This window comes from Micromonospora qiuiae, from assembly GCF_016863555.1.
Taxonomy (GTDB): Bacteria; Actinomycetota; Actinomycetes; order Mycobacteriales; family Micromonosporaceae; genus Micromonospora; species Micromonospora qiuiae.
On record NZ_BOPC01000009.1, the window covers coordinates 117488 to 142295 of the forward strand.

The window sequence follows — 24808 nt, forward strand, 5'->3', positions numbered from 1 at the left end:
TTAAGAAGGGGCCCTTCCTTACCCCCGTACGCGTCGGCGCGTGAGCCAGCCGCGCGCCGAGCGGCGGGGCAGCGTACGGGCCAGCCGCTCGCGGGCCGCCTCGGCGCGCAGGTCGGTGGCGTGCGTACGGTGCAGGGTGAGGAAGAACTCCGAGTCGGTGACGAACATGTCGGGCTCCTTCGGTCATGGTCAACTGTCTGACTCCGACTCTGCTCGCGAAGGTGGCACCGGAGCGTCGGTGCGTTGCCTGATCTGCGCCCGCCACCCCTCCTTACCTTCGGCGAGCGGTCACGCCGAGCGGCCGTAAGGTACTCAGCGGGCCGAACACCAGGCGCGGATCAACGACGCGCGGTCGCCCACTAGACTCGATGCCATGGCAAAGCCCCAGGAGAAGGTCTCGTTCGGCCAGCGGCTGAAGCAGATCGGGTTGGTGTTCCGGTTCACCGCCAAGCAGGACAAGTGGTTCGCGCCACTGGCCGCCGGCGCGGTCCTGATCCCGCTCGCGCTGACCGTGGTCGCGGTCCTCCGTTGGGGCTGGCTGTGGTTGCCACTGGGCATCCTGTTCGCCCTGCTCTGCCTGCTTATCGTGCTCAACCTCCGGTCCAACCGGGCGATGATGAACGCGGCCGAGGGCCAGCCGGGCGCGGCCGCGCAGATCATGGAGAGCATGCGCGGCGACTGGCGGGTCAAGCCCGCGGTCAGCTCGACCACCCAGATGGACATGGTGCACCTGGTCGTCGGCCGGCCGGGCGTGATCCTGCTGGCGGAGGGAAACCCGCAGCGGGTCCGCGGCCTGCTCGGCCAGGAGAAGCGCCGGCTGGCCAAGGTGATCGGCAACGCCCCGCTCTACGACTACGTGATCGGCCAGGACGAGGGCGAGCTGCCGATCCGCAAGCTGCGGATGACGCTGATGCGGTTGCCGCGCAACCTCAGCGGCAAGGACGTCAACGCCCTCGACAAGCGGCTCAAGGCGCTGACCGCCCGCCCGCAGATGCCCAAGGGTGCCGTCCCCAAGAACCTGCGCCCGCCGCGCGGCGCCTTCCGCCAGATGCGCGGTCGCTGACTCCGCCAGTTGCCCGGCCGCTGGCCCGGCTCGGCTGCGCGGTCGGCTCCTCGGCGAGCTAGCGAAAGGGGACGACGACCGAGCCGGCGAGGCGGTCGTGCAGCCCGCGACGGTGCTGGTCCATCAACAGGGCGGGCACGACCAGGGCCAGGAGTACGCCGCGCAGCAGTGCCCGGAGCAGGCCGATCCGGCCGCCGTCGGTCCAGTCGACACAGCGGATCCGGGTCAGGTACATGCCCGGGGTCTGCGCGAACAACCCGAGGAAGACGGCGTACTCCACGATCAGCACGGCGACCGGCGCCCAGGCGTCCCGGGCGGGGCTGGCGAACAGACCCGCCGCGAGCAGGCAGAGCACCCAGTCGATGACCAGCGCCCCGAATCGGCGGCCCAGGTCGGCCGGGGTGAAGTCAGGGTCCGCGGCGGGGGGCGTCAGGCGGTGGGGCTCGGTGGTCACAGCGGACAAGCCTAGCCAGGCGGGGGTACGACTCCGGGACCCAGGCCCGACGCGGAATGCCGAAACGGACCAATGGCACCAATTATCGTTACACTGGCGCAGGTCGGACTCGTCCCTCGGCCCCGGGTCCGGCCTGGTTGGCGGGGGTGACGCAGCGCGAGGGACGTTACACGGCAGAAACACTGGAGACATGGCCGGGCAACCGGGCGGTCATAGCGTCGCCAGGAGCCCAGCTATCCCGTGGACGTGCCAGGAGGACGAGTGTTCGCCAATCCCGAGGAACTCCTGCGTTACCTCAAGAACGAGGACGTGAAGTTCGTCGACGTACGTTTCTGTGACCTTCCCGGCGTGATGCAGCACTTCAACATGCCGGTGGAGTCCATCGACGAAGACTTCTTCACCGACGGTCTCGCCTTCGACGGCTCGTCGATCCGGGGCTTCCAGGCGATCCACGAGTCGGACATGCTCCTGCTCCCGGACGTCGCGACCGCCTTCATCGACCCCTTCCGCGCGCAGAAGACCCTCGCGCTGAACTTCTTCATCCACGACCCGTTCACCCGGGAGGCGTACAGCCGGGACCCGCGGAACGTGGCGAAGAAGGCCGAGGCGTACCTGGTCGCCAGCGGCATCGCAGACACGGCGTACTTCGGCGCCGAGGCGGAGTTCTACATCTTCGACTCGATGCGCCACGAAACCTCGGCGCACCAGTCGTACTACTACATCGACTCGATCGAGGGCGCCTGGAACACCGGCCGCGAGGAAGACGGCGGCAACCGCGGCTACAAGACCGCCTACAAGGGCGGCTACTTCCCGGTACCGCCCGTCGACCACTACGCCGACCTGCGCGACAGCATCGTACGCAGGCTGGTCGACAGCGGCTTCACCGTCGAGCGCTCACACCACGAGGTCGGCACCGCCGGCCAGTCGGAGATCAACTACAGGTTCTCCACTCTGCTGCACGCGGCCGACCAGCTTCAGCTCTTCAAGTACATCGTGAAGAACGAGGTCTGGGCCAACGGCAAGACCGCCACCTTCATGCCGAAGCCGCTCTTCGGCGACAACGGCTCCGGCATGCACACCCACCAGAGCCTCTGGCTGGGCGGCGAGCCGCTGTTCTACGACGAGACCGGCTACGCCGGCCTGTCCGACACCGCCCGCTGGTACATCGGCGGCCTGCTGCACCACGCCCCCTCCCTGCTGGCCTTCACCAACCCGACAATCAACTCCTACCGCCGTCTCGTGCCCGGCTTCGAGGCGCCGGTCAACCTCGTCTATTCCCAGCGCAACCGCTCTGCCTGCACCCGCATCCCGGTCACCGGCAGCAACCCCAAGGCCAAGCGTGTCGAGTTCCGGGTACCCGACCCCTCGGCCAACGTCTACCTCGCCTTCTCCGCCATGCTCATGGCTGGCATCGACGGCATCAAGAACAAGACCGAGCCCCCGGCCCCCATCGACAAGGACCTCTACGACCTCCCGCCGGAGGAGTGGGGCAACGTCAAGCAGGTGCCGGGAACGCTGCCCGAGGTGCTGGACGCGCTGGAGGCCGACCACGACTACCTGCTCGACGGCGGCGTCTTCACTCCCGACCTGATCTCCACCTGGGTGGATTGGAAGCGGACCAACGAGGTCGACCCGGTACGCCTGCGCCCGACCCCGCACGAGTTCGCCATGTACTTCGACTGCTGATCACGATCATGCCGCTGACCTGCGGTGCAAGCTAGGCGATCACCTCCCTAGTCCGCAGGGAGTCCGCACGAGCCACCAGAACCGCGTCAACCGCGGACCTGGTGGCCTCGTCGGTATCGGGGAACAGGTGGCCGTACGTGTCGAGCGTCGTCGACGCCGAGGCGTGCCGTAGCCGCGCCTGAACGACTTTGACGTTGGCGCCCGAGTCGATCAGCAGCGACGCGAAGTAGTGCCGGAGATCGTGGAACCGGAAGCCCTCCGCCAGGCCGTCGACGTGCGTCCGGGCGGCGCGTACCGCCCGCTCCAACGCCCACGGGCCGAGCTGCGCGCCGTCGTCGCCGGTAAGGATCGTCTCCGCCCGCCACCGGGCGACGTGCGCCGCCAGTTCCTCGGTGAGCGTGCGCGGCACCGGGATCGGCGTCTTGGAGATCTCCGTCTTGAGAGGCAGCGCCGGGTACTGCACGGCCGGCGTGACGATGCCGCGCAGGAAGTCCACGTCCGCCACCCGCAACCCGCACGCCTCAGCGGTACGCAGGCCGGCGAACGCGCCGAGCAGGACCGCCGCACGGATCCGCTCCGGCATCTGCTCGTACAGGCCCCAGATTTGGTCGGTGGTGGCCACGTACGCCCGCTGCTTGGCCCGGCCGGGCGAGGTACGCCGGGAGCACGGCGACCGGGGCACGATCCCGTCGTGCACAGCGTCGGAGAAGATCTGCGCCAACCGGTTGTGCAGCGCGTAGACGTACGAGGCCGCCAGGCCGTCCTCACGCAGCTTCGTGGTCCACGCCTTCACGTGCGACGGCCGGACGGCACCCAAGCGCATCTTGCCGAACTCGGCGACGATCTGCGCGACGTGCACCCGGGCCTGCCGGACCGTCGACGCACGACGGGTGCCGTACCCGTCAAGCCAGGTCTCGCACCACTGCGCGACCGTCGTCTTGGCCTTCTTCGGCTCGACGTGCGTACCGGTGACCATCGCGGCAGTCTGCTCATCGAGCCAGTTCTGAGCGTCGACCTTGCGGACAAAGTGCTTCGCGTGCTCTTTGCCGGCCTCGTCGCGGTACCGGGCCCGGTACTTCCCGTCCGGACGCTTCTTGATGCTGGCCATCAGGAGGACTCCCACTGTCCGCGCGCCGCTGGCGTGGCGCGCTTCAGGGCGGTGTCGAAGGCTGACCACAGGAACTCCCGGACCTGGTCCCGGACTTGCTCGTCGGTGACGCTCTCGCCGCGCACAGCGAAGGTGAACGCCTGGCCGCCGGGAGAGAGCGGCGCGAACCAGTGGTGTTCGATGTACTCGCGCAGTTCGGGATTCGTGGCGGTGAGCTCGAAGTACTGGACGAAGAGAGCCACGGCCCGCTCGGTGGCATCCGCGAGCAGGGTTTCCACCTGGCTCAACTCTTGGAGGATCGACTGCGCCTGCCGCTGCTCGACCATCTCCATCGGCATCAGTAGCTCGTCGACCGACAGGCCGAGCACCTTGGAAAGTGCGACCAGTTCGTCAACGGTGACCCGGCGGGGCGGGTTGGCCTTCTCGATCTTGTAGATCGCCGATCCCTGGATGGAGCAGCCCGCCTCGGTCATCAGCCTGGCCAACGCCTCGTAGCTGAGGCCGCGCTGTTCCCGCTCGTGCGCGATGCGCTGTGCGAGGTTCGCCTCGCTGGCGAGGCTGCGCGGGCGGTTCGGGCGGGGCATTCGGACCTCCATTCCTAAGCAGAATGAAGGTTAGCCGTTTGGACTTGCGCAGTCAACGGCAACCCACCATCATTCCAACACGGCCAACGGGCACCACCGGGAAGGAATGACCATGCCGGAGTACATGACCACCGAAGAGGTCGCCGAGCTATTCCGCACCTCGCCGGAAACCGTGCGGTACTGGCGTCACGTCGGCAAGGGGCCGAAGAGCTTCAAGGCCGGCGGCCGGCGCGTGCTGTACGACCGGGCCGAGGTGCTGGCGTACGTCGCCGAGTGCAAGGCCGAAGCCGAGGCCGCATGACCGACAACGAGAACGCCCGCCCCCGCGATGGCGACCGGGGAGCGGGCGGTGAGCAGGTCGGCGGACCCATCGCGAGCGTAACCCGACTGCCAACCGCCGTCACGCCCGTCACGATCACCACGCCCCCACCGCGCGCCGGCGACCCGGTCGTCACGCACCGCCGAGACGTACGCGCCCTCGATGAGCACCTGGCCGACGACCCCGCCGCCGGCTACACCCTGACCGCCGCCGACGTGCTCGCCCTGGCCGCCACCCCACCGGCGGCCGCCGACAACGCGCCACGATGCGGCGGTGTCCACACCGGGCCATGTGACTGGTGGTCAACGTGCACCGGCATGGCGCTCACCACGCCCGAACGCGACGCCGCCGCCGGCCAGCACCCCTGGCAGGCGGTGGCAGCCTGATGACGGCGTCCCTCCGATCCGCCGCGGTGTACGCCGACGACGGATGGACCGAGCAGGATGCCGCCGACCGGTGCGGGGTCGACGTCGACCAGCTGCGCGCGTACCTCGCCGGCCGCAACGCAGGCAAAGCCGAAGTGCTCCAGGCCCGCGACGAGCGGCCCGTCGACGAGCCGCAGGCACGGCGCAGCTGGCGGCCCGTCGACCTCACAGCGGTGCTGGAAGGCACCTACCAACCGCCCCGGGCCACGGTCGGCCGCCGAGACGACGGGATCGGCCTGTTCTACCCGGGCCGGATGCACACCATCGCCAGCGAGAGCGAAGCCGGTAAGACGTGGCTCGCTCTCCTGGCGGTGCGCGCCGAACTTGAGGCCGGCAACGGGGTGCTGTACCTCGACTTCGAAGACGACGAGGGCGGCATCGTCGGCCGGCTGCTGGCCATGCAGACCAAGCCGGAGCACATCCGCGACCGGTTCGCCTACGTCAAGCCGGACGACGCGATCGGCGCCCTGGGCAACCGGCAGGACCTCGGTGATGTCCTCGGTGAGCTACGGCCGACGCTGGCGGTTCTCGACGGCGTGACGGAGGCGATGAGCCTGCACGGCCTGGAGATGAAAGACAACACCGACGTAGCCGCGTTCGGGAAGCTGCTGCCGCGGTGGATCGCCGACCAGGGCCCGGCAACCGTCGCGCTCGACCACGTCACGAAGAACGCGGAGGGCCGCGGCCGGTACGCCATCGGCGGCGTGCACAAGCTCAACGGGCTCAACGGCGCCGGGTACGTGTTGGAGAACCGGCGGCCGTTCGGTGTGGGCCTGACGGGTCGGTCGACGGTCTACATCACCAAGGATCGGCCCGCGCAGCTACGTCGACATGCTCTGCCCGGCCGTGAGGGTCTGTTTTGGTTCGGGGACCTGGTCGTGACCTCCCACGAACAGGAGTTCGTGGAGCCGTCGCTGACGCCGCCGACGTCCAGCCCGGACACCGGGCTACGGCCCACCACGGTCATGACGAAGGTGTCGCGGATCCTGTCGGAGAATCCGGGCGGGTTGTCGAAGAACGCCATTGAGCAGTTGGCCGGCGGGAAGGCCGGCGTTGTCCGGGCAGCGCTTGAACTGCTGGTCAATGAGGGTTTTGTCCTTCAGCGGAGGCAGGGCGTGTCGATGATCCACACGCACATTCGGCCCTTCACCATCGAGGCGTTGGAGGAGCCCCGTGGGTAGTCAATTGGGTTCGTCCCACCTCGTCCCCTATCAAAACGGACAGGGCCCTGATCGGCCTTCCGCAGACTCGTCCCCCTGCCCGATGTCGATATCCGCAGGTCAGGCCGCTACCTCGTCCCCTCGTCCCAACCTCGTCCCGGTTCGTCCCGGACGAACCTCTGAGACCTCGTCCCCTCGTCCCTCTCCTTATAGGGAGGGACGAGGTGGGACGAACCCCGAACCCTGCTGCTCTACCTGCCTCGCCCTGCTGCCGGTGGAAGCCGCATGACCGAGCAGGAGCGCGCCGAGTGGGAACAGCGCCTGGCGGCCGCCGTCGCCGCCACCGTCCGCCGCCGCGAACGCACCCGCCGCGAACGCGACCAGCACGCCGCCGCCCGCGCCGCAGGCCTCCGCCACCGGCACCGCGACCGGCTCACCCACCGAAAGGCCGACAGCATGACCAACCCCGACGATCAGCGGCTCACCGTCGAGGTGAGCGGGCTACGCGATGGTGAACTGCGGGACCTCGCCGGCAGCCTCGCCCGCGTCGCCGGCTGGCGGACCGTCGCCGAACCCATCGCCGTGGTGCTGGCCGCGCTCGCCCGCCAGGCCGAACAGATCCGCACCCGCCGCCGGCGGACCGGAGGTGACCCCCGATGACCGACCCCGCCGCCGCGATGGCCCGCCTCGCCGGACACCCCCGCTTCGCTGAGCTCGTCGACGAGCTGCGCGCCGCCGCGCCCGTGCACCAGGTCGACCAGGCCGACGCCGCGGCCGCGCACGCCGCCCGGCTGGCCGCCGCCGGCGGCGGCAGCTCGTCGACGAGCACCCTCACGGCTCTTCCCAACTGGCTACGCCGCGAACTCGTCGAAGCATTCGGCGTGTACGCGCGGGCCCTGCCCGGCCGGACATGCCAGCACGCCCCGCACCCCGACCGTCCGGCACCAGTCACCGCCGCCACCTGGCGGCCCCGCCTGGTCGTGTGCGTCGACTGCGCGCCGCTGCTCGGCGAACCGTGGCAGGTCTGCTCGTGGTGCGGCGCCGCCGGGGTGCAGGTGGCCACCGTTCAGGCCGGCCTGCTGCTCTACCTGGTGCCCGTCTGCCGGGGGTGCCGGCCGCAGGTGGTGGCGGATGCCGCTTGACGGGCCACCACGCGTCGTGGCCATCGACCAGCACGGCCAACCGGTCACGCTGGACGAGCAGGGCATGGCGCACCTGCGGCGGGCCCTGCGCACTCACCTCGACTGGTGCCACCGCAGCGGCGTCACGCCGCCACCCGACCTGGTGGCCATGGCCATCACGGTGGCCGGGAACGGGCGATCTGGCCGCGAAACTGTCCGCGAACGTGATCAAGGGCCGCCGCCAGGCCATCGTCATGTCGTGATGTCGTACCGGGAAGCCGCGCAGTACCTGGGTGTCTCCACCCGGACGCTGCGGCGGCACCGGGCGGCCGGCCTTCTGCGCGCTACCGGCCGCCGCCTGGTCATCCCGGTTCCGCTGGACGACGCCGAGCTCGGCGGCTGATCCGGTGGAGCCCACGAGCCGCCGAGGTATGGCACTCAGGGGCAGCCCGCAGGCGACCCGGCCTTGCGCCACTCGCCTGCGGTGCGGCATCACCCCTACGCCGTAGCCCGGTCCGGGGCTCTCCGGCAGGCCCCGGCCCGGCTACGGCGCCGGTCACGACGGGTGGGTGGTAGAGCGGTGTGCGTTGGCTGTCAGGCTCTTGACGCGTCGGAATGCCAGACCCTTGAGGCGTTCGAGGCGGCCCCGGGTGCTCCGTCGATGTGGCGGCGGTGCCCGGTCGATCGGCGATGGTTCCACGCAGCCAAGAGCGGCCGGTCGTATGCCCTCTACTGCTCGGCGGAGTGCAAGGCCACGCGTGAGCGCCAGATCCAGCGCGCCATCCGCGACCTTGCCCGCGACAGCACCCCCGACGACCCGCGTGCCGCCCTGGTCGACGCCGAAGTTCTCTACAGCTGGTGGTACGGCACCAACGATCACCGGCTGACTCGCCGGTACTGGGGCAACGCCGGCCGGCCGGGCCCTGCGAATGCGCCGGAGAGCCCGCGGGTGCGGCGGGCCCTGGTCGACCGGCTCGATCGGCTACGGCCCGTTGTCGATGAGCTGGACCGGAAGGCAGAGCGCGAGGAAGCGGAGCGGCGGCGCCGGGAAGCCACCCGCGCCGAGCAGGAAGCGGCCCGTATCGAGCGGGATACGGAGAACGCGTGGCGGGCCGAGTTGCTCGCCGATCTCAGCCCCGACTAGCCGACAGGAGAGCGATCACATGGACTGCGGTTGCGGTAGGGCTGCGTGTGCCGCCGTGGGGCGGACGTTCAGGGCGGCGGCACCTTTCATCGGCGATCCGCTTGCCGGGTCGCCGTCGTATCAACGTGCGCTGGCAGCGCGGAAAGCGCGGGAGGTCCGCCGGCCGGCACCCGCCTCGCGGCCACGCCGGTCACAGTCGCCGCGGCTCCGCGAGCTACAGCGGTGGAGCGCCCCGATCAACATTCGGGCCGCCACGCAGGGCCTGTGCATCGACGGGTACCGGCTGGACCTGTCCGGCATGGACACACGCGAGTGCACCACCGAACTGTACTGGCGTCACCGCGACGGCCAGCTTGGCCGCAGTCGGGAGGTGATCGGCCGCGTCGACCAGCTGAGCGAAGCCAGGTGGAGCCGCGACTACGCCGATCTCAGCCTGCAAGCCCGAATCCGCCTCGACCTGGCCACCGAGCAGGGCCGCCAGCAGTGGGATCGCCACCAGCGGGGCGAGAACCTGGCGGCGTCGATCTCGTTCCTCCGGAACTCGCCGGCGGAGTACATGGGCGGGTGGGTACGCGACTGGCAGCTGCGGCATGTGTCGCTCGTCGAGCCCGGCAAGCAGGTTGATCCGCGGGCCATTACGCCGCGTTGGGCGCTGTAGCCCATGGATAAAGATCTATCGTATCGTTTGTCGGCGGACCCTCGTAAGTTTGAGACGGGTCTCAAGTCCGCCGAGCGGTCCGCGCGGGCGTTCGAGCGGGAACTGGCGAGGCTCGACGCGGAGCAGGCCCGCGTCGATGCTGCCATGGACCAGGTCGGCGCGACGTTCCTCGCGGCCGGCGCGGCGATCGGCGCCGGTCTGGTCATGGCCACCCGCGCCGCGATCAGCTGGGAGTCCGCCTGGACCGGCGTCGCGAAGGTGATCGACGGGTCGCCGGAGCAGCTGGCCGAACTCGAGGGCGAACTGCGGCAGCTGGCCCGCACTCTGCCGCAGACGCATGAGGAGATCGCCGGCGTCGCCGCGGCCGCCGGCCAGCTTGGTGTGGCGCGGGAGAACATCGTCCAGTTCACGAGGGTCATGGTTGACCTGGGCGTGGCCACCAACCTGTCCTCGGAAGAGGCTGCATTCGCGCTGTCTCGAATGATGAACATCATGCAGACCGCGCCCGGCGACGTCGGCCGCCTGGGCGCGAGCATCGTGGAGCTGGGCAACAACTCCGCGACGACGGAGGCGGAGATCGTGGAGATGTCGCTCCGCATCGCCGGTGCCGGTAAGACGGTGCGCATGTCGGAGGCCGACGTGATCGGCTTCGCCGGAGCGTTGTCGTCCGTCGGCGTCCAGGCCGAAGCCGGCGGTAGCGCCATCTCGCGGGCGTTCATCAACATCGAGCAAGCCGTCAGGTCCGGCGGCACCAGGCTGGAGCTGTTCGCCAAGGTCGCCGGCATGTCTGCCGACCAGTACGCGCAGGCGTTCCAAACCGACGCCGCAGGCGCCACCGCCGCCTTCATTCAGGGCCTGGGCAGGATGCAACAGTCCGGTGGTGACGTCTTCAAGACCTTGTCCGACCTCGGGATGAGCGAGATCCTGCTGCGGGATGCGCTGCTGCGTCTCGCTGGTGCCGGCGACCTGGTCACCCGGTCGCTCGACACGGCGAACCGGGGCTGGGAAGACAACACCGCGCTGGTGGAGGAGGCGGCGCGCCGATACGAGACCACCGAAGCACGTATGCAGATCGCGAGGAATCAGCTCAACGACTTCGCGATCGACATCGGCAACACCTTCCTGCCGGCCGTCGGCGCGGCCGCTGACCTGGTCGGTGACCTCGCCGGTGTCCTCGGTGACCTACCCGGTCCGGTCAAAACGATCCTGGCGGTCCTCGGGCTGGCCGCCGCCGGGCTACTGCTGTTCGGCGGGACCGCGCTGATCGTCGTACCACGCATCGCACAAACGAAAGCCGCCCTCGACCAGCTGGCCATGGCGCAAGGCCGACTCGCCGCCGCCACCGTCGCCGCTACCGGCGCCCTCGGCAAAGTCGGCTCGTTCCTCGCCGGGCCGTGGGGGCTCGTCATCGCCGGCGCGGTCACCCTCATGACCACGTTCGCCATGTCGCAGGCCGAAGCCCGCGGCCGGGCGCGGGAACTGTCCGACACTCTCGACGAACAGTCAGGGGCCGTCACCCGCGACACCCGACTGTGGGTCGCAAACGAACTGTCCAAGCGGGGTGCGATCGACGCCGCCAACGGCCTCGGCATCTCCGCCGCCGACCTTACCGGCGCGATCCTCGGCGAAGCCGACGCGATCGCCCGCGTCAACGCCGTCCTCGACCAGAACAAGGTCACCGGGTCCGTTGTGCTCGACCTGGGTAACAAGCAGACCGGGCAGGCAACCAAGCTCCGCGAAGCCATGCGGGAACTCGGCGTCGACCTCGACAACGCCCGCGAGCTTCACGACCAGGTCGCCGACGCCATGGCCGGACAGGGCAAGAGCGTTGGCGACCTCGACCCGGCCACCCGCCAACTGGCCGCCGGCCTCGGCCTCACCGCCGACGCCGCGAGTGACCTGACCAGTGAGGTCGACGAGCTCGACAAGGCACTCAAAGCCCTTTTCGACCAGGTGTTCGGGCTGGAGGAGGCCGAAGACAAGGCCACCGCGGCGATGAAGCGGATGACCGAAGAGGCCAAAAAAAACGGCGGCCAGCTGGAGGGCAACAGCAAGGCGGCGATGGCCAACCGGTCCAACGTACGTGACTTGATCAAGTCGCACGGTGAGCTGATCGTCGAGTACGCGAAGACCGCCAGCAGCACCGAAGAGGTGACCGCGAAAACCGAAGAACTCAAGGCCAAGTTCATCGAGCAGGCCCGGCAGGCGGGACTCACCGAGTCGGAGATCATCAAGTACGCGCGGGCGTACGACAAGGTGCCGCCGGAGGTCGAGACGATCCTCAAGACCCTCGGCCTGGACGCGGCGCAGCGGCAGATCCGCACCCACCTCGAATGGTTGGACCGGATCCCGCCTGATGTGCGGACCCGGCTGATCGTCGAGCAGGCGACGGCCCGTGGTGGCCGCCGGGAGTTCAACGCATTGGGTGGGCCGGTCGGGTCGCGGTACGCCGGCGGCGGTGCCGTGGACGGGCCGTACGGCTACGACGCGGTGCCGGCGTGGCTGACCCGCGGCGAGTGGGTCAGCACCGTGGACGCCACCCGCCGCAACGCCGCGGCGTTGGCGGCCGCGAACGCCGGCGCGAAGCTCGCGGTGGTCGGTTCGTCGGCGACTCGCGGGGACTACGGCGGCGCCGGTCGGGGCCTCGCCGCCGAGAACATCAACGTGAACGTCCAGGCGTGGACCGACCGATTCAGCTGGCGCCAGGTCCAAGACGAAATCGCGATGCACATACCGTGAGCAGCACAGAGATGAGGAACAGACGATGGGTGTGATCGGCGACAACGCGATCTCGAAGGGCGACCTCGGCCGCAGGCTTTACGACCTGGAGCAGCTGGTCAGGGAGTTGATCGCCGGCCGGCGGCTGGAGGCGGCGTCCATCGGCCGGGGTGGGGTCACCGTCAAGGACGGCGGCACCTTCCGCGTCAAGGACATCGACGGCGTTGACCTGGCGTGGATGGGGCTGGACCCGCAGAGCGGGCTGCGGGGCACGGTGCTGCGCCGCGCGGGTGGCGCCGTTGCGTTCGCCGCTTTCGGCACCGGGGCGGTCGGCGACAGCGGGTTCGCGGCCCTCTACGACCTGGCCGAGCAGTACGTCGTCAGCGACGACATCGCATCCGGCCGCGGCCTCGCCCGCCCCTACATCCCGGTCCAGCTCGGCGAAGTGACCATCCCCACCACCACCACCACCTCGGGCACCTTCACCGACATGGCCGCCGGCACCATGCCCGTACAGCACCCCGTGCTATTCGCTCACGTACTGGCCCGCGCATCCGACGGGACCACCGCCGGCGAAGTCCGCATGACCCTCAACGGCGAGCAGGTAGGTGAACCCGCCACCGTGGACGCCGGCGCCTTCGTCCACATGTACCTCGGGCCCGCCACCGTGGACGCCGTCTACGAGTACGGCCACCTGCACCGGGTGCGTGTCCAAGCCCGCCGCACCGCAGGCAGCGGCGAGATCGGCGTACGCGTCATGTCGATGCACGGCCTCGAATCGGCCTGGGCGAACGCCGGCGAATAGACCACGCAGACCCCGCGTCAGCCTCCCGGCCGCGTCGGCGGCGGCGGCTGCGGCGCCGGCTTCTCCACATCCACCGTCCCGGTACCCGTCTGCTCCTGCTCCTGGTCCTGCTGCGGCTGCTCGGTCACCGTCTTACCTTCCTGCTTCCTGCTGCTCTTCGACTTCGCTGGCGGCGTCGACGTCGTCACGGCCGCCGCCGGCGGTACCTCCACCGCCGCCGTGGTGGCCACCGGCAACGGCGACACCGCCGGGCTAGCGGAGACCGCCGGCTCAGCATCCAGGGGCACCATCACCACCTCCGGTGCCCGCCGGTCCCCCACCACCGACCCGATCGCCATCCCGGTCGCCACCGAGAACACGAACGCTCCCACCATCAGGGCCGCACTACGCACCTTCACCCCGACCACCTCCCACGCCCTGGTCAACCCGGTCGACAGTAGACCCGACAGGCCACCGGTGGTGGGTACCCGGTGGGTGGCACCCCTGCTCTTGTCCGATCATCCGAACGAAGCATCGAACGAATCGGCTTCGACGTCAACGCATCGACACCGACCCACACCCCGACCGGCCACCGCCGCCACGCCGATCGACCAGCAGACCGAGCGAGGCGAGGCGACGGCGCCGCGCAGCGCACCGACGAACCAACGAGCAAGCACCAGAACCGAACCGAGCGGCGACTACGGAGGGTGACCCAGGGGGGAGGGTCCGGCACGGGCAACGGCGGCCCCCTGACCCGCCCCCGCCTCAGGCGCGTACCCCCCCGTAACGCTGATCATGGCCGGTCACGCCCGGTGATAACGCACCGTTACGGGGGCTGGAAACGCGGGCTGGCCAGGGACGTAACGCCCCCGTGTTCTCCCTGCTTGCGGCCGTGCCGGCGAGCGCCACCGTTACATCCGCCGTCACGTGGAATCTTCAGCGTCACGGACGGACAGACGCCTGAGGCGAGGGCGGGTCAGGGCCTGGTCATGATCCGTGGGGACCCCCTCCCCCTGGTGGCTCCCGGTCGCGCGTTACGCGATGAGCGCCGATCGAGTGGAGTCGCTGAGGCGCTGTTACGTCACGTGGACGCCGGCCAGCGCGGTTGACGTTTCGTCACGTCCGTGACGGGTCGGGGCGGTGGCGGTGGGTGCTGGCCTGGCGGGAGCATTCGGCGGCCGATCGGTACTGTTCGCTTTCGTGGCAGTGAACGATCTTGAATGCGTCGACGGGTGGGGGCCGGTTCCCCGTGGTGGCCCGGCGGGTCCGCGGCCGGGTGGTCCGCCGTCGCCGTCCGGTCCGGCCGGTCCGCGGCCGAGTCGTTAGCGTTCGTCGCCGCGCTGGGTGGGGCGGTGCTCGGCGATCCACGCGAGCACGTCGTCACGGGCCCAGATCCGCCCGGTTGCCAGGGTGTCCAGGGGCGCCGGGAAGGTAGGCCGGGCGACGATCTCCGAGGCGCGCTGGCGGCTGACTCCTCCGAGGAGTTGTTGGATCTCTGCCATGCCTGCGAGCCGCATGAACCCGACCGTACGGACCTGACACACAGCAGGGCCGTCAAGTTGACAGGGTTGACAACCGTACGGGGGGTGCGTGAGGGTGGGATTACCCGCCGTGCCGGTGGTCGAGGGGTCCTCGCTGCCGGCATGGCGGAATTCGACCCCTGCCCGGCTGGTACCTCCGGCCCAGTCGGGCAGGGGGCGACTACGCCCCCGAACGGACGGAGCGCCGGCCCGATGGAGCGACCGATCACCTACCGGGAAGCCATGACCCAGCAGACCGCACGGGCTACCCGGGCCGTCGGCAATCTTCCGGTCCGTCTCGCCGACCAGCACATGCCACTCCTAGCGGTCTGGACCTGCGCGACGTGCGACGCGCCCTGGCCGTGCCCGCCGGCACAGGTGCAACTCACCGAGTACCACGGCCGAGACCGCATCAGTCTGTCGATGTACATGGGCGCGTTGCTCACCGCGGCGCTGGCCGACCTGCCCGACGTTGACCCCGGCGAGTTGACGACGCGGTTTCTGGCGTGGACGCGGTGCATCTGCCGGGAGCAGTAGCCCGCCAGGGGCTGATTCTGGCGGGCTACTGCCGTTCCGGGGTGGGTCAGTGACCCTCTCGTACGAGGTGGGCCAGGGCGGCGCCCATGCCGAGCACGGCGACGGGCAGCACCGACACGGCCGTAGTGATCCACCACGGGGCCGAGTCGATGCCCGCGGCGACCAGGAGGTGATAGGCGACCTGGCCGAGCGCGCCGACGAGCAGCGACCCGATGGCCGACCACTTGGCGAACCGGCGTGCCCGGTCCGGCATCCGCCCGGACAGCCACACGAACAACGCGTAAGCGCCGTACGTCTCGACGCCGATGGGCAGGGTGATGGCGGTGTTGATGGCCAGGCTGTCCCAGATGCCGGGGAGCGGGTGCACGACGCCGAACCCGGTGAGTCCGCCGAGTCCGACCCACCCCGACCAGACGGCTACGAAGGCGGGCAGAGCGAGGATGATGATCGGCCACACGGCGACCGGCCGAACCCGCTTGGCGGGGCTGGTCGTGTCCGGGTGACCGACCGGCGTGGGCTGCGCGTCCGTCTCGACGCCGGCCGGCGCGGTGTCGGCTGCCGGGTCCGCCTCGACGGCCGGGCGTACCTGGGTGTCCGCCGGGTCCGGTCGGGGCTCCAGGAGCGCACCCCGGACGGCCATCGCGGCGCGCAGCGTCGCCGCCCGGTCCGGCTCGTCGGCCGGTGCAGACCCACCGTCGAGTGGGATGTCGACCGGGTCCGCGACCGGGTCCGGCTCGGCCGGTGCCGGGTCCGGGCCGAGCGGCTCGGCGTACTGCCACGGGTCCGCCGGCGGCTCGTCGACGTCCTGAACGTCAGCAGACCAGGCGTTCGGGGGCTCGGCCGCGAACTCCCGAGCGGCGATCTCGCGGGCCTTCTCCTCGATCAGCATGCTCCGCAGCTCTCCCGCCTTCGGCGCACCGATGCGGAACTCCCGCATCAGCCGGTTCCGGCCCGGCACCTCCTCGCCGGGCAGCAGCGGCAGCTCGCGGGCGGCGGGCAACAGCGCGTCGACGGGCTGCGGGTAGCGGGTGCCGTTGATCGTCGGGGCGGTCACAGCGTCTCTCCGTTCTGCTGGCGGAGCCAGGTCTCGAGCTCGTTGATCATCTGATCGCCGTCGACGGCGTCGCCGGTCCGATCCGGTGGGGTCATGCCGTACTCGCGGGCCATCTGGTCCATCAGCGACGGGTCGCCGGCGTCGGCGGCGCGCAGCGCGTCGGCGGCCCGCCGTAGCTGCTCGTCGCGGTCCTGGCGGCGTTGCGCCGCGTCTGCCTGCCCGGCGCGGTAGCCGACGTCGAAGGCGTCATCGACGTCGCGGCCGGTGAACGCCTGCCGCCGTACGCGCCGGCTAGCGGGCCGCCGGTTCGTCGACGGCCGCCACCACCGTTCGGGCCGGCTCACCGCACACCTCCGGCGAGGGCTTCGCTGCGGCACGCCGTGCACTGGCCGACGAGTTGCCCGACGTGGCCCGGCTTCGTGCATCGGTCCCCGCCAGGCGGCGGCGGCAACGCCGCGCCGCGCTTCTCGGGGTACGGCGGCCGGGTGGTCTTGTTTTTCGGGATCCAGCGACGCCAGTCCCGCGCGCTCGCGCGCGGCTTCTCCTTCGAATGATCTTCACCCCTTCGGGTGTCACCCTGGGTGTCACCCCCGCCGGCCGGTTCTGTCACCTCCCCTGGCCGCGATTTGGCACCCCCCTGGCCCGCCGGTGACACCCCCTGGGCGGCGTCGACGACGAGCCGGTACACCCGCGTGGCGATCCCGGCGACGTGCCGCCACACGAGCCGACCGAGGTTGATCAGCTTGGCGATCGCCCGCTGAACGGTGCGCTCGGAACAGTCCGCGTACTCCGCGATGGTGGCCACGCTGGGCCAGGCGTCGCCGGCGGTGTTCATGTGCGCGGCGATGGCCACGGCGACGGCGCGTTCGTTCTTCCCGAGGCCCTTGGTCGCGAGCAGGGCCGCTTTGACGTGCTGGCTCACCGGGCACCACCGATCGCCGCGTCGATCAGCGAACGGATCTTGTCCGCCAGCACCGCGGCCTGGTCCAGCGGCATCATCATGTGCTCGCTGACCGGCACCGGCGCCCGACCACCGCCGTCGACCACCGTCATCGACAGCATCGGCACCGCGCCGGGCCGAACCGACTGGATCAGCATCACGTGGATGATCAGCGGCTCACGGTGGACGCCGTCGACCTCGACCACCGGCGAGCAGTGCTCCCGCCGCCGCTCGCAGTTGCTCAGGTCGCACCACGCCGGGTGCCCGGACAGTCGGCCGGTGGCGAACACGTGCACGTACCCGCAGACGCGAGGGGCCGAGTCCGGTGCCAGCAGGACCCGGTACGGGTTCATGTCCGCGGCCCGGATCGTGGCCAGGATGTCGTCGACGTGCGGGCCGCAGGCGTAGATCGAGGCGTCGAGGGATCCGGTCGGTTCGCCGGGTGCCGTCGAGTACGCCTCGATCCGGATGGTCGCCGGCTGCTCGCAGGCGGGCAGGGTGAACGGCAGTTCGGCCGGCGCGGCCGGCGCGGTCAGGGTCCGGATGTCGGCGGGGTCGGTGGCGTCCAGGCCGTCGCCGCAGCGCTTGGTGGTGCCGTCGCCGCCGGCCAGGCGGTGGACCGCGAATCCGGCCTCCTGCAGGGCGGTGGCGGTCTGGTCGGCGTGGCTGGGGCAGACGTACACGGACGCGTCGAGCGTGCCGTACGGCTGGCCGTCGAGCGGGGAGTACGCCTCGATGCGGATGGTGGCGGGACGCCCGCAGACAGGCAGGGTCGGTAGGGTGCTCATGGGTCGCCTCCCGGGGCGATCAAGGGCCCGGCCGGAGCTGGTATCTCCGAGTCCGGGCCCGCCTACTTGGCGGGTTCGCGGTCCGCGATCAGTCCGCAGAAAGTCCGCAGACGGTTAACGGTGATCAACGGACGGATTGACTGATTGCCCAGGTCAAGCGGGACTTATCAACGGCAGTCAACGCGAGCAAACACGCGAGGAGAGTTCGCCATGTACTTCGACTGCTGATCACGATCAGCGCATCTCGGGCCGGCTCCGCATTCGCGGGACCGGCCCGAGCTTGTTGGGGCCGCCGCATACCTTCGCGTCCGATATATTGAGCGCATGGAGACCCCGTTACGCGAACCCACATTCCTCATCCTCACCGCGCTGGCCCGCGAACCGATGCACGGCTACGCGATCATCGGCGAGGTCGCCGCCCTCTCCGCCGGACGGCTCTCGCTGCGCCCCGGCACCCTCTACGGCGCGCTGGACCGGCTCACCGACGCCGGCCTGGTCGAACTCGACCGCGAGGAGACCGTCGACGGGCGACTGCGCCGCTACTACCGCCTCTCCCCCAGCGGGGACGCCACCCTCGCCGCCGAGACCGAACGGCTACGGCACAACGTCGAGGCGGCCACCGCCCGGCTACGCGCCCGCCGGATCCAGCCGCTGGCCCCGCGTACCGTCGGGGGGTTGGCATGACCGAGCTGGAGCGCCGCTACCGGCGTCTGCTGCGGGCGTACCCGGCGGACTACCGGCGCGATCGCGGCGACGAGATCGTCGGGACGTACCTCGACCTTGCGATCGCTGAGCGACGCTGGCCCTCCCTCGCGGACGCCGCCGACCTCCTGCGCGGCGGCCTCCGCCAGCGGCTGCGGGCGGCCGGCGCCACCGACCTGATCCCCGGGGTACGCCTCGCCGGGCTGCTCGCCCTGACCACCGCCGCCTTCCTGGCCGGCTTCTGGGCTGGCGTCGAGCCGAACGGCCCGAACCCCGAGTGGAACGTTCCGAGCTTTGGCCCGTTCGTCTCGGTCGGCGTGATCGCCTGGTTCGCCTGGCTGGCTCCGGCGCTGCTCATGCTCTTCGCGCCAGGTCGACCCACCCGGGCGGCGATCGCCGTGGCGCTGCTGGCGACCGCGGCACTTCCGGTGGTGAGCGGGCTCGCCGGGTCACCCCGCCCGCCGCTCTACGCCCTGGCCCCGCAGTTCGCTCTCGGGGTGCTGGCGCTCGCAGTGGTCGACCGCCTGCCACTGCCGGCTCGGGCCCTGCCGAGCGTGGCGGCGCTCACCGGCATCGGCACCTCCCTCCTCGTGATCGGGCAGGGCACCTACTGGGGCTGGTACGGCTGGACGGCCGAGCAAGTCCTGCCGGTCACCGGCACGGTGCTACTGGTTATTGCCCTCCTGCTCGCGATAGGGCTGGGCATGCGGCGGGACGGGCGGGGCGCCTGGAGCGTGCTGGCCCTGCTCACTCCGGTCGGTCTGCTCAACGTGCACCTGCTGGCCGGCGCTGTGAACGGTCTCACCAGCGGCGCCCCGCGCCCCACCTACCCGACTCTGCTCGTCACCGCCGTCGCCGTCGCCCTGATCGGGCCGGCCCTGCTGCCGGCCGCCGTCGCCCTGCGCGGCCGGTACGACACCGGTCGCGCCCGACCGATCGAGCCCTGCCCGACCTGCGGCGCACGCCGCTGACCAGACGTCTGGCGCGTTGAACCGGTACCTGGATCGTTGGCAGTTGAGCTGCGCGACACGCCGGGGCTGCAGCAGCTGAGCCGTCAACGATCGGAGGCCGACATGGGGGGCTGGCGGCGGAGCCGGGACAGGGTCCAGAGCGCGGTGACGATCACCAGCACGGTCATCGCCACCGCGCCGGGCGCCTTCACCAGCCGGGCCAGGTTGGTGCCGTCCGGCAGGGCGAGGAAGGCCGCCGCTGCGCAGGGGAGCACGAACCAGGCGGTCCGGGTCGCCGCCACGGCGAGCACGGCCAGCGGCCAGGTCGCGTACCAGGGGTGGAACACCGGCGCCAGCACCACTGTGGACACCAGCGCCACCCCGGCACCGAGCAGCACCACCCGCCCTCGCGTCCGTCCGGCCGCGACCACACCGGGCGAGAAGGCGCGTGCCGGAGACGATAGCTTCACGATCGACTCAGCCGGGGTGACGGTTGGCCCTTTGGGCGGGTTTCGGGTGCGTAGCGCGGACCAGGTCCGCCACCAGAGAAGCACCAGCAGCGCGGTGAGCAGCACCAGGCCGGCGGCGCGGGTCACGGGCACCGCGTCGGGATGGCGGCCGACCAGCTCACCGGCGTAGTCGACGACCATGCCGACGGCGGTGGGCGGCGACGTCCACTGAACGGTGTCCCCGCTGCGGCCCAGCCCGACGAGCCAACCCGGCCCGAGACCGGACAGCAGCGACGGCACCAACAGCCCACCGAGCACCCCGACGGCGAGCAGACCTCCGTCGCGCAGCAACGCCGGCCAGGTGTACCGGTCACGCACGGCGGCCAGCGCCGCGAACGGCAGCACCACCACGGCCGTGGCCTTCACCGACACCGCCAACCCGAGCAGCACCCCCGCGACCAGCAGCCACCCCACCGCCGGCAGTCCGCCAGCCACCCGCGAGTCCGCGCGGCCCGGCACGGCCCCCAGCCGGTCCGTCTCCGTGCCCAGCCGGTCCGGCTGCGGCTCCTGCGCGGTGGCCGGCTGGCTCGGTCGCCGGACCAGGATCAGCAGTGCGGGCAGGAGCAGGCCGAGCATCACCGCGTCGTTGTGCGCCCCGGCCACCAGATGCACGCCGACCAACGGACAGGCCAGCAGCAGCCAGGACGCCCGCCGGGCCGGCACGCCGGCCGCCCCGGCCAGGCCGGGCAGGCAGGACGCCGCCGCCAACAGCCCGGCCACCGCGAACAGTCGCAGCAGCGCCACCGTGCCGACCAGGCCGCCGCCGAGCATCACGGCCAACGCGGCGAGCAGCACGAAGAACGGGCCGTACGGCGCCGGAGTGTCCCGCCAGACCGGCGCGACCGCGTCCAACCAGGGGCAGCCGGCCGCACCCACCCCGGTGGTGTACGGATCACCGCCGTCGGCGTACACCCAGCCCTGACAGGCGTACGAGTACACGTCCCGGCTGCCCAGCGGAGCGCTGAACAGCAGCGGAAACGCCCACAGCCCGGCGGTGACGTACGCCCACCGGGCCGACGGGGCGCCGTCGCGCAGCGCCCACCAGGCACCGACCATGGCGGCGGTGCCCGCCAGCCAGAGCACCACGATCAGTGGGCCGTCGCCGGAGTCCCAGACTCGGGTGGTCGTCTCGCCCGGTAGCGCACCGCCCAAAAAGCCGGCGGCGGCCAGCAACAGCGCTCCGGCCAGCCCGAGCCAGCGGACGACCCGATCACGGCGGGCCGCAGGTCGGGCATCGGGACGGGCCGCAGGTCGGGCTTCACGGCCGGTGGCCGACCGGGCATCGGGGCCGATGGCGGAGGCCGGGTCGGAGCGGGGGGCGCCGGGATCGGTCACCGGCGCACCTCTCGTCAGTCGGCGGGAACCGGGCGGCGGGCCACCCGAGCCGACCGTACCAAGCGAACGGCCACCACGATCACGAACAGCGTCATCAGCGGCGCACCAACCGTCTTGGTGTACCGGGGCAGCCCGGTGCCGTCGGCCAGCACGTGGAACGCGGAGAACACCGCCACCGCGCTGAACCACCAGGTGCGGTGGGCGGTGGCGGCGAGCACGGCCAGCGGCCAGAACCAGTACCAGGGGTGGAAGAGCGGGGCCAGCGCCACCGTCGCGGTCAGCGCCAGCCCGGCGTGCCACAGCGGCTCGCGGTGGCGGGCCCGGAACCACAGCCACACCAACAGCACCGCCAGCACCACCACGGCGATCCCGCGGGTCACCGGCAGCGCGTCGACGTGCAGGCCGAACGGCAGCGCCAGGTAGCCGATGGTCTGCCCGACGGCGGTCGGCGGCGAGGTCCAGGCGATCACCTCGTTGCCGTGGGACAGCCCGGTGATCCAGCCGAAGTCCAGCCCGGCGGCGGCGGTCACCCCGAGCAGCGTGGCCACCGCCCCGCCGACCACCGGCGTACCGTCGCGCAGCAGCGCGCGCAGGGAGAACCCGCCGGTGATCGCGGCGAGCGCCGCGAACGGGACCACCACCAGGGCGGTCACCTTGATCCCGGCGGCCAGGCCCAGCACCACCCCGCCGGCCAGCAGCGGCCAGCGACGGCCCGGCCAACTCACCACCACGGCCAGCCCGGCCACCAGAAGCCCGACCATCAGCGCGTCGTTGTGCACCCCGGAGATCAGGTGCACCCCCACGATCGGGCTGGCCAGGGCCAGCCAGAGCGCCCGCTCGACCGGTACGCCGCAGCGCCGGGCCAGCACCGGCAGGCAGGCCGCGGTCAGCACCACGCCGGCCACCGCGAGCGCCCGGAACAGGGCGATGCTGCCGAGCAGCGAGCCGGTCGCGGCGACCACCGCACCGGAGATCACCACGAACAGCGGTCCGTACGGTGCCGGGGTGTCCCGCCAGATGTACGACATGGTGTCCAGCCAGGGGCACGGCAGGGTGGAGACCCCGTGCTCGTACGGGTTGATGCCGTTGGAGTAGCTGGCGCCCTGGCAGGCGTACGCGTAGGCGTCCCGGCTGCCCAACGGCGGCGTGACCAGGAACGGCAGCAGCCACAGGCCGGCGGTGGTCAGGGCCCACCGGGCCGACGGCACCCGGTCGCGCAGCACCCACCAGGCGACCGCCATGGCCGCGGTACCGAACAGCCACAACCCGATGATCAGCGGCCCGTTCGGGCCCTGCCAGATCTTCAACGGGGTGGGTCGCAGATCTCCGCCGGGCAGCGCGCCACCGAGGAACGCCGCCACGGCGAGCATGATCGAGCCGGCAAGTCCGATCCAGCGCACGAGGTGATGGGGCACGCCCGACATGCTGCCAGTACCGTGATCGCGGTACGGAGGTGGGCATGCGGGGCAGTCGGACGGTGGCGCTGGCCGCCGCGTTCGCCGGGGCGCTCGGTATGGCGTACCTCATCCTGCCGGCGATGGGTTCGGACCTGGCGGCGCAGGTCGCGCGGGCCGACTTCTTCGCCGCGCACGGCCCGACCCCGATCGACCTGCGCTGGTACGGCGGGGTCCAGCAGTTCGGCTACAGCCTGCTCGCCCAGCCGGTGATGGCCCTGCTCGGGGTACGCCTCACCGGTGCGCTGGCCCTGGTCGCGGCGGCGACCGCGTTCGCCGCGCTGCTGGTGCGTACCCGGATGCCCCGGCCGCTGCTCGGCAGCCTGGTCGGGGTGGCCACCATCGCCGGCAACCTGGTCTCCGGCCGGGTGACGTACGGCCTCGGGGTGGCCTTCGGACTCGCCGCCCTGCTCGCCCTCACCTGGCGCCCGGCACCGGCTGCCGGCCCGCACGGAGCGCGTGCTGCGATCCGACCCGGCGGCGCCGACACCCGATCCGGCCGCGACCAGCCTCGGGTCGCGCTCTTCCCGGTCGCCGAGCCCGCCGACGGGGCCGGTGGCTGGGCACGGCTGGCGCTGGCCGGGGCCGGTGGCTGGACGCGGCTGGCGCAGGCCGGGGCCGGTGGCTGGACGCGGCTGGCGCTGGCCGGGGCCGGAGCGCTGCTCGCCTCGGCGATCAGCCCGGTGGCCGGCCTCTTCGTCGGTCTGGCGGGGGTGGCGCTGCTGCTGTCCCGCCGCTACGCAGACGGGCTGGTCCTCGCGGTGGCGGCGGCCCTGCCGCTGGGCGCCACGGCGGTGCTGTTCGGTGACGGTGGCTGGATGAACATCAGCCGTACCGACACGATCCGGGCCACGGTGACCGCCCTGCTGGTGGCCGCGCTGGTCGGCTACCGCCCGGTGCGGATCGGCGCGCTGCTGGCGGCCGGCGGGGTGGTCGCGGCGGCGCTGGTGCACACCCCGGTCGGGCTGAACGCCACCCGGCTGGCGGCCATGTTCGCGCTGCCGCTCCTGGCCGCCGCCGCCCGCCGCCCCTCCTGGCCGGCCCGCCTTCCCTCGCAGCCGGCCCGGCGACCCGGTCCGGCGCAACGGCCGGCGCGGCGCGGAATGGCGGCGGTCGCGCTTGCCGTACTGCTGGTGGCGGTCTGCTGGTGGCAGCCGCCGGTGGTCCCCGCCGACCTGCGCAGCATCGGCGATCCGACCAGCGATCCCGGCTACTTCGCGCCGCTGCGCGCCGAGCTGGACCGGCGCGGGCTCAATGGCCGGCTGGAGGTGCCGCCGACCCGCAACTACTGGGAGTCCGCCCGGCTCGGTGACGTACCGCTGGCCCGGGGCTGGCTGCGGCAGGCGGACATCGACCGCAACCCGCTGTTCTTCACCACCGTGCCCGGTGCCGCCGGCACCGGCGTGCCGCTGACCGCAGAGAGCTACCGGGCCTGGCTCGACGAGAACGCGGTGCAGTACGTCGCGGTGCCCGACGCGCCGCTGTCCTGGGTCGGCCGGGCCGAGGCCGAGCTGGTCGTGGCGGGTCTGCCGTACCTGACCGAGGTCTGGTCGGAGCGACGCTGGCGGCTGTACGCGGTGGCCGAGCCGAGACCACTGGTCGGTCCTCCCGGCGAACTGCACCGCGTCGACGGCGCTTCGATCACCTTCCACGCCTCCCGCTCCGGCCCGGTACCGGTCCGCATCCGGCACAGCCGATGGTTGATCGCCTCCGGTGGCGCGACCGTGGCCCCTGGCGGCGATTGGACCGTGGTGACTGTCCCCCGCGCCGGGACGTACACGCTCGGCAGCTGAGC

General features: G+C 71.5%; 28 protein-coding genes. 16 read left to right on the plus strand and 12 right to left on the minus strand.

What is annotated here, in order from left to right; all coding sequences use genetic code 11:
• Window positions 1–18 precede the first annotated feature (18 nt).
• Entirely contained in the window at window positions 19–168 is a 150-nt protein-coding gene (locus Vqi01_RS03160) for a hypothetical protein (RefSeq protein ID WP_204032788.1), read from the minus strand.
• A 205-nt stretch (window positions 169–373) separates the two neighbouring features.
• Between Vqi01_RS03160 and Vqi01_RS03165 the strand changes: the two genes are divergently transcribed.
• The gene (locus Vqi01_RS03165; RefSeq protein WP_204032790.1) at window positions 374–1063 is read left to right on the plus strand and encodes a DUF4191 domain-containing protein; all 690 of its coding nucleotides are present in this window, start codon (window positions 374–376) and stop codon (window positions 1061–1063) included.
• A 58-nt stretch (window positions 1064–1121) separates the two neighbouring features.
• Here Vqi01_RS03165 and Vqi01_RS03170 read toward each other — a convergent pair whose 3' ends face one another.
• On the minus strand, window positions 1122–1454 hold the full coding sequence (locus tag Vqi01_RS03170) for an RDD family protein (protein ID WP_239098142.1): 333 nt from the start codon (window positions 1452–1454) through the stop codon (window positions 1122–1124).
• Window positions 1455–1778: 324 nt separating this feature from the next.
• Between Vqi01_RS03170 and glnA the strand changes: the two genes are divergently transcribed.
• On the plus strand, window positions 1779–3203 hold the full coding sequence (gene glnA / locus Vqi01_RS03175; RefSeq protein ID WP_204032794.1) for a type I glutamate--ammonia ligase: 1425 nt from the start codon (window positions 1779–1781) through the stop codon (window positions 3201–3203).
• A 31-nt stretch (window positions 3204–3234) separates the two neighbouring features.
• On the opposite strand, the gene Vqi01_RS03180 is transcribed toward glnA, so the two are convergent.
• The gene (locus Vqi01_RS03180) at window positions 3235–4311 is read right to left on the minus strand and encodes a site-specific integrase (RefSeq protein WP_204032795.1); all 1077 of its coding nucleotides are present in this window, start codon (window positions 4309–4311) and stop codon (window positions 3235–3237) included.
• A complete protein-coding gene (locus Vqi01_RS03185) occupies window positions 4311–4895 on the minus strand; it encodes a helix-turn-helix domain-containing protein (protein WP_204032797.1) in 585 nt (194 codons plus the stop codon). The genes Vqi01_RS03180 and Vqi01_RS03185 overlap by 1 nt, the downstream gene beginning before the upstream one ends.
• A gap of 112 nt (window positions 4896–5007) precedes the next feature.
• On the opposite strand from Vqi01_RS03185, the gene Vqi01_RS03190 reads away from it, so the two are divergent.
• The 10 genes from Vqi01_RS03190 to Vqi01_RS03235 all read left to right on the plus strand — a co-directional run bounded on the left by Vqi01_RS03190 (window position 5008) and on the right by Vqi01_RS03235 (window position 13245).
• On the plus strand, window positions 5008–5196 hold the full coding sequence (locus tag Vqi01_RS03190; RefSeq protein WP_204032799.1) for a helix-turn-helix transcriptional regulator: 189 nt from the start codon (window positions 5008–5010) through the stop codon (window positions 5194–5196).
• Window positions 5193–5600: a hypothetical protein gene (locus Vqi01_RS03195; RefSeq protein WP_204032800.1), complete on the plus strand. Its 408-nt coding sequence runs from the start codon at window positions 5193–5195 to the stop codon at window positions 5598–5600. The genes Vqi01_RS03190 and Vqi01_RS03195 overlap by 4 nt, the downstream gene beginning before the upstream one ends.
• Window positions 5600–6820 (plus strand): AAA family ATPase, encoded by a 1221-nt coding sequence (locus Vqi01_RS03200; RefSeq protein WP_204032802.1) that lies wholly within the window; start codon window positions 5600–5602, stop codon window positions 6818–6820. Before Vqi01_RS03195 ends, Vqi01_RS03200 begins: the two co-directional genes overlap by 1 nt.
• A 264-nt stretch (window positions 6821–7084) precedes the next feature.
• On the plus strand, window positions 7085–7459 hold the full coding sequence (locus Vqi01_RS03205; RefSeq protein WP_204032803.1) for a hypothetical protein: 375 nt from the start codon (window positions 7085–7087) through the stop codon (window positions 7457–7459).
• Window positions 7456–7941 carry a hypothetical protein gene (locus Vqi01_RS03210; protein ID WP_204032804.1) on the plus strand — a complete coding sequence of 162 codons (486 nt, stop codon included), beginning with the start codon at window positions 7456–7458 and terminating at the stop codon, window positions 7939–7941. The genes Vqi01_RS03205 and Vqi01_RS03210 overlap by 4 nt, the downstream gene beginning before the upstream one ends.
• Window positions 7931–8323, plus strand: coding sequence for a helix-turn-helix domain-containing protein (locus tag Vqi01_RS03215; RefSeq protein WP_204032805.1), 393 nt, complete (start codon window positions 7931–7933; stop codon window positions 8321–8323). The genes Vqi01_RS03210 and Vqi01_RS03215 overlap by 11 nt, the downstream gene beginning before the upstream one ends.
• Window positions 8324–8581: 258 nt before the next feature.
• Entirely contained in the window at window positions 8582–9064 is a 483-nt protein-coding gene (locus Vqi01_RS03220; RefSeq protein ID WP_204032806.1) for a hypothetical protein, read from the plus strand.
• 298 nt (window positions 9065–9362) lie between these two features.
• On the plus strand, window positions 9363–9722 hold the full coding sequence (locus Vqi01_RS03225) for a hypothetical protein (protein WP_204032807.1): 360 nt from the start codon (window positions 9363–9365) through the stop codon (window positions 9720–9722).
• A gap of 27 nt (window positions 9723–9749) precedes the next feature.
• A complete protein-coding gene (locus Vqi01_RS03230; protein WP_204032808.1) occupies window positions 9750–12461 on the plus strand; it encodes a phage tail tape measure protein in 2712 nt (903 codons plus the stop codon).
• A 25-nt stretch (window positions 12462–12486) separates the two neighbouring features.
• Complete coding sequence (locus tag Vqi01_RS03235) at window positions 12487–13245, plus strand: hypothetical protein (protein WP_204032809.1); 759 nt, start codon at window positions 12487–12489, stop codon at window positions 13243–13245.
• A gap of 17 nt (window positions 13246–13262) precedes the next feature.
• Here Vqi01_RS03235 and Vqi01_RS03240 read toward each other — a convergent pair whose 3' ends face one another.
• Together Vqi01_RS03240 and Vqi01_RS03245 are read right to left on the minus strand one after the other, a co-directional pair.
• Window positions 13263–13670 (minus strand): hypothetical protein, encoded by a 408-nt coding sequence (locus Vqi01_RS03240; protein WP_204032811.1) that lies wholly within the window; start codon window positions 13668–13670, stop codon window positions 13263–13265.
• Window positions 13671–14546: 876 nt separating this feature from the next.
• Window positions 14547–14741, minus strand: a complete 195-nt coding sequence (locus Vqi01_RS03245; protein ID WP_204032813.1) for a hypothetical protein — start codon at window positions 14739–14741, stop codon at window positions 14547–14549.
• A 216-nt stretch (window positions 14742–14957) separates the two neighbouring features.
• On the opposite strand from Vqi01_RS03245, the gene Vqi01_RS03250 reads away from it, so the two are divergent.
• Window positions 14958–15281 (plus strand): hypothetical protein, encoded by a 324-nt coding sequence (locus Vqi01_RS03250; RefSeq protein ID WP_204032815.1) that lies wholly within the window; start codon window positions 14958–14960, stop codon window positions 15279–15281.
• 46 nt (window positions 15282–15327) lie between these two features.
• Here Vqi01_RS03250 and Vqi01_RS03255 read toward each other — a convergent pair whose 3' ends face one another.
• From Vqi01_RS03255 to Vqi01_RS03270, 4 genes are all read right to left on the minus strand, one after another.
• On the minus strand, window positions 15328–16218 hold the full coding sequence (locus Vqi01_RS03255) for an ABC transporter permease (protein ID WP_443673747.1): 891 nt from the start codon (window positions 16216–16218) through the stop codon (window positions 15328–15330).
• 113 nt (window positions 16219–16331) lie between these two features.
• On the minus strand, window positions 16332–16679 hold the full coding sequence (locus tag Vqi01_RS03260; protein ID WP_204032818.1) for a hypothetical protein: 348 nt from the start codon (window positions 16677–16679) through the stop codon (window positions 16332–16334).
• Complete coding sequence (locus Vqi01_RS03265; RefSeq protein ID WP_204032820.1) at window positions 16676–17257, minus strand: helix-turn-helix domain-containing protein; 582 nt, start codon at window positions 17255–17257, stop codon at window positions 16676–16678. Before Vqi01_RS03265 ends, Vqi01_RS03260 begins: the two co-directional genes overlap by 4 nt.
• Window positions 17254–18063 (minus strand): hypothetical protein, encoded by an 810-nt coding sequence (locus Vqi01_RS03270; RefSeq protein ID WP_204032822.1) that lies wholly within the window; start codon window positions 18061–18063, stop codon window positions 17254–17256. The genes Vqi01_RS03265 and Vqi01_RS03270 overlap by 4 nt, the downstream gene beginning before the upstream one ends.
• A gap of 324 nt (window positions 18064–18387) precedes the next feature.
• On the opposite strand from Vqi01_RS03270, the gene Vqi01_RS03275 reads away from it, so the two are divergent.
• Together Vqi01_RS03275 and Vqi01_RS03280 are read left to right on the plus strand one after the other, a co-directional pair.
• On the plus strand, window positions 18388–18747 hold the full coding sequence (locus Vqi01_RS03275) for a PadR family transcriptional regulator (RefSeq protein WP_204032824.1): 360 nt from the start codon (window positions 18388–18390) through the stop codon (window positions 18745–18747).
• The gene (locus tag Vqi01_RS03280; RefSeq protein WP_204032826.1) at window positions 18744–19736 is read left to right on the plus strand and encodes a hypothetical protein; all 993 of its coding nucleotides are present in this window, start codon (window positions 18744–18746) and stop codon (window positions 19734–19736) included. The genes Vqi01_RS03275 and Vqi01_RS03280 overlap by 4 nt, the downstream gene beginning before the upstream one ends.
• 83 nt (window positions 19737–19819) lie before the next feature.
• Here the strand turns inward: Vqi01_RS03280 and mptB (Vqi01_RS03285) are convergent, their stop codons facing one another.
• Window positions 19820–21517, minus strand: coding sequence for a polyprenol phosphomannose-dependent alpha 1,6 mannosyltransferase MptB (mptB, locus tag Vqi01_RS03285; protein WP_372444297.1), 1698 nt, complete (start codon window positions 21515–21517; stop codon window positions 19820–19822).
• Window positions 21518–21573: 56 nt separating this feature from the next.
• Entirely contained in the window at window positions 21574–22974 is a 1401-nt protein-coding gene (gene mptB, locus Vqi01_RS03290) for a polyprenol phosphomannose-dependent alpha 1,6 mannosyltransferase MptB (protein WP_204032829.1), read from the minus strand.
• 44 nt (window positions 22975–23018) lie between these two features.
• Between mptB (Vqi01_RS03290) and Vqi01_RS03295 the strand changes: the two genes are divergently transcribed.
• A complete protein-coding gene (locus tag Vqi01_RS03295; protein WP_204032831.1) occupies window positions 23019–24806 on the plus strand; it encodes a hypothetical protein in 1788 nt (595 codons plus the stop codon).
• Window positions 24807–24808: the final 2 nt, after the last annotated feature.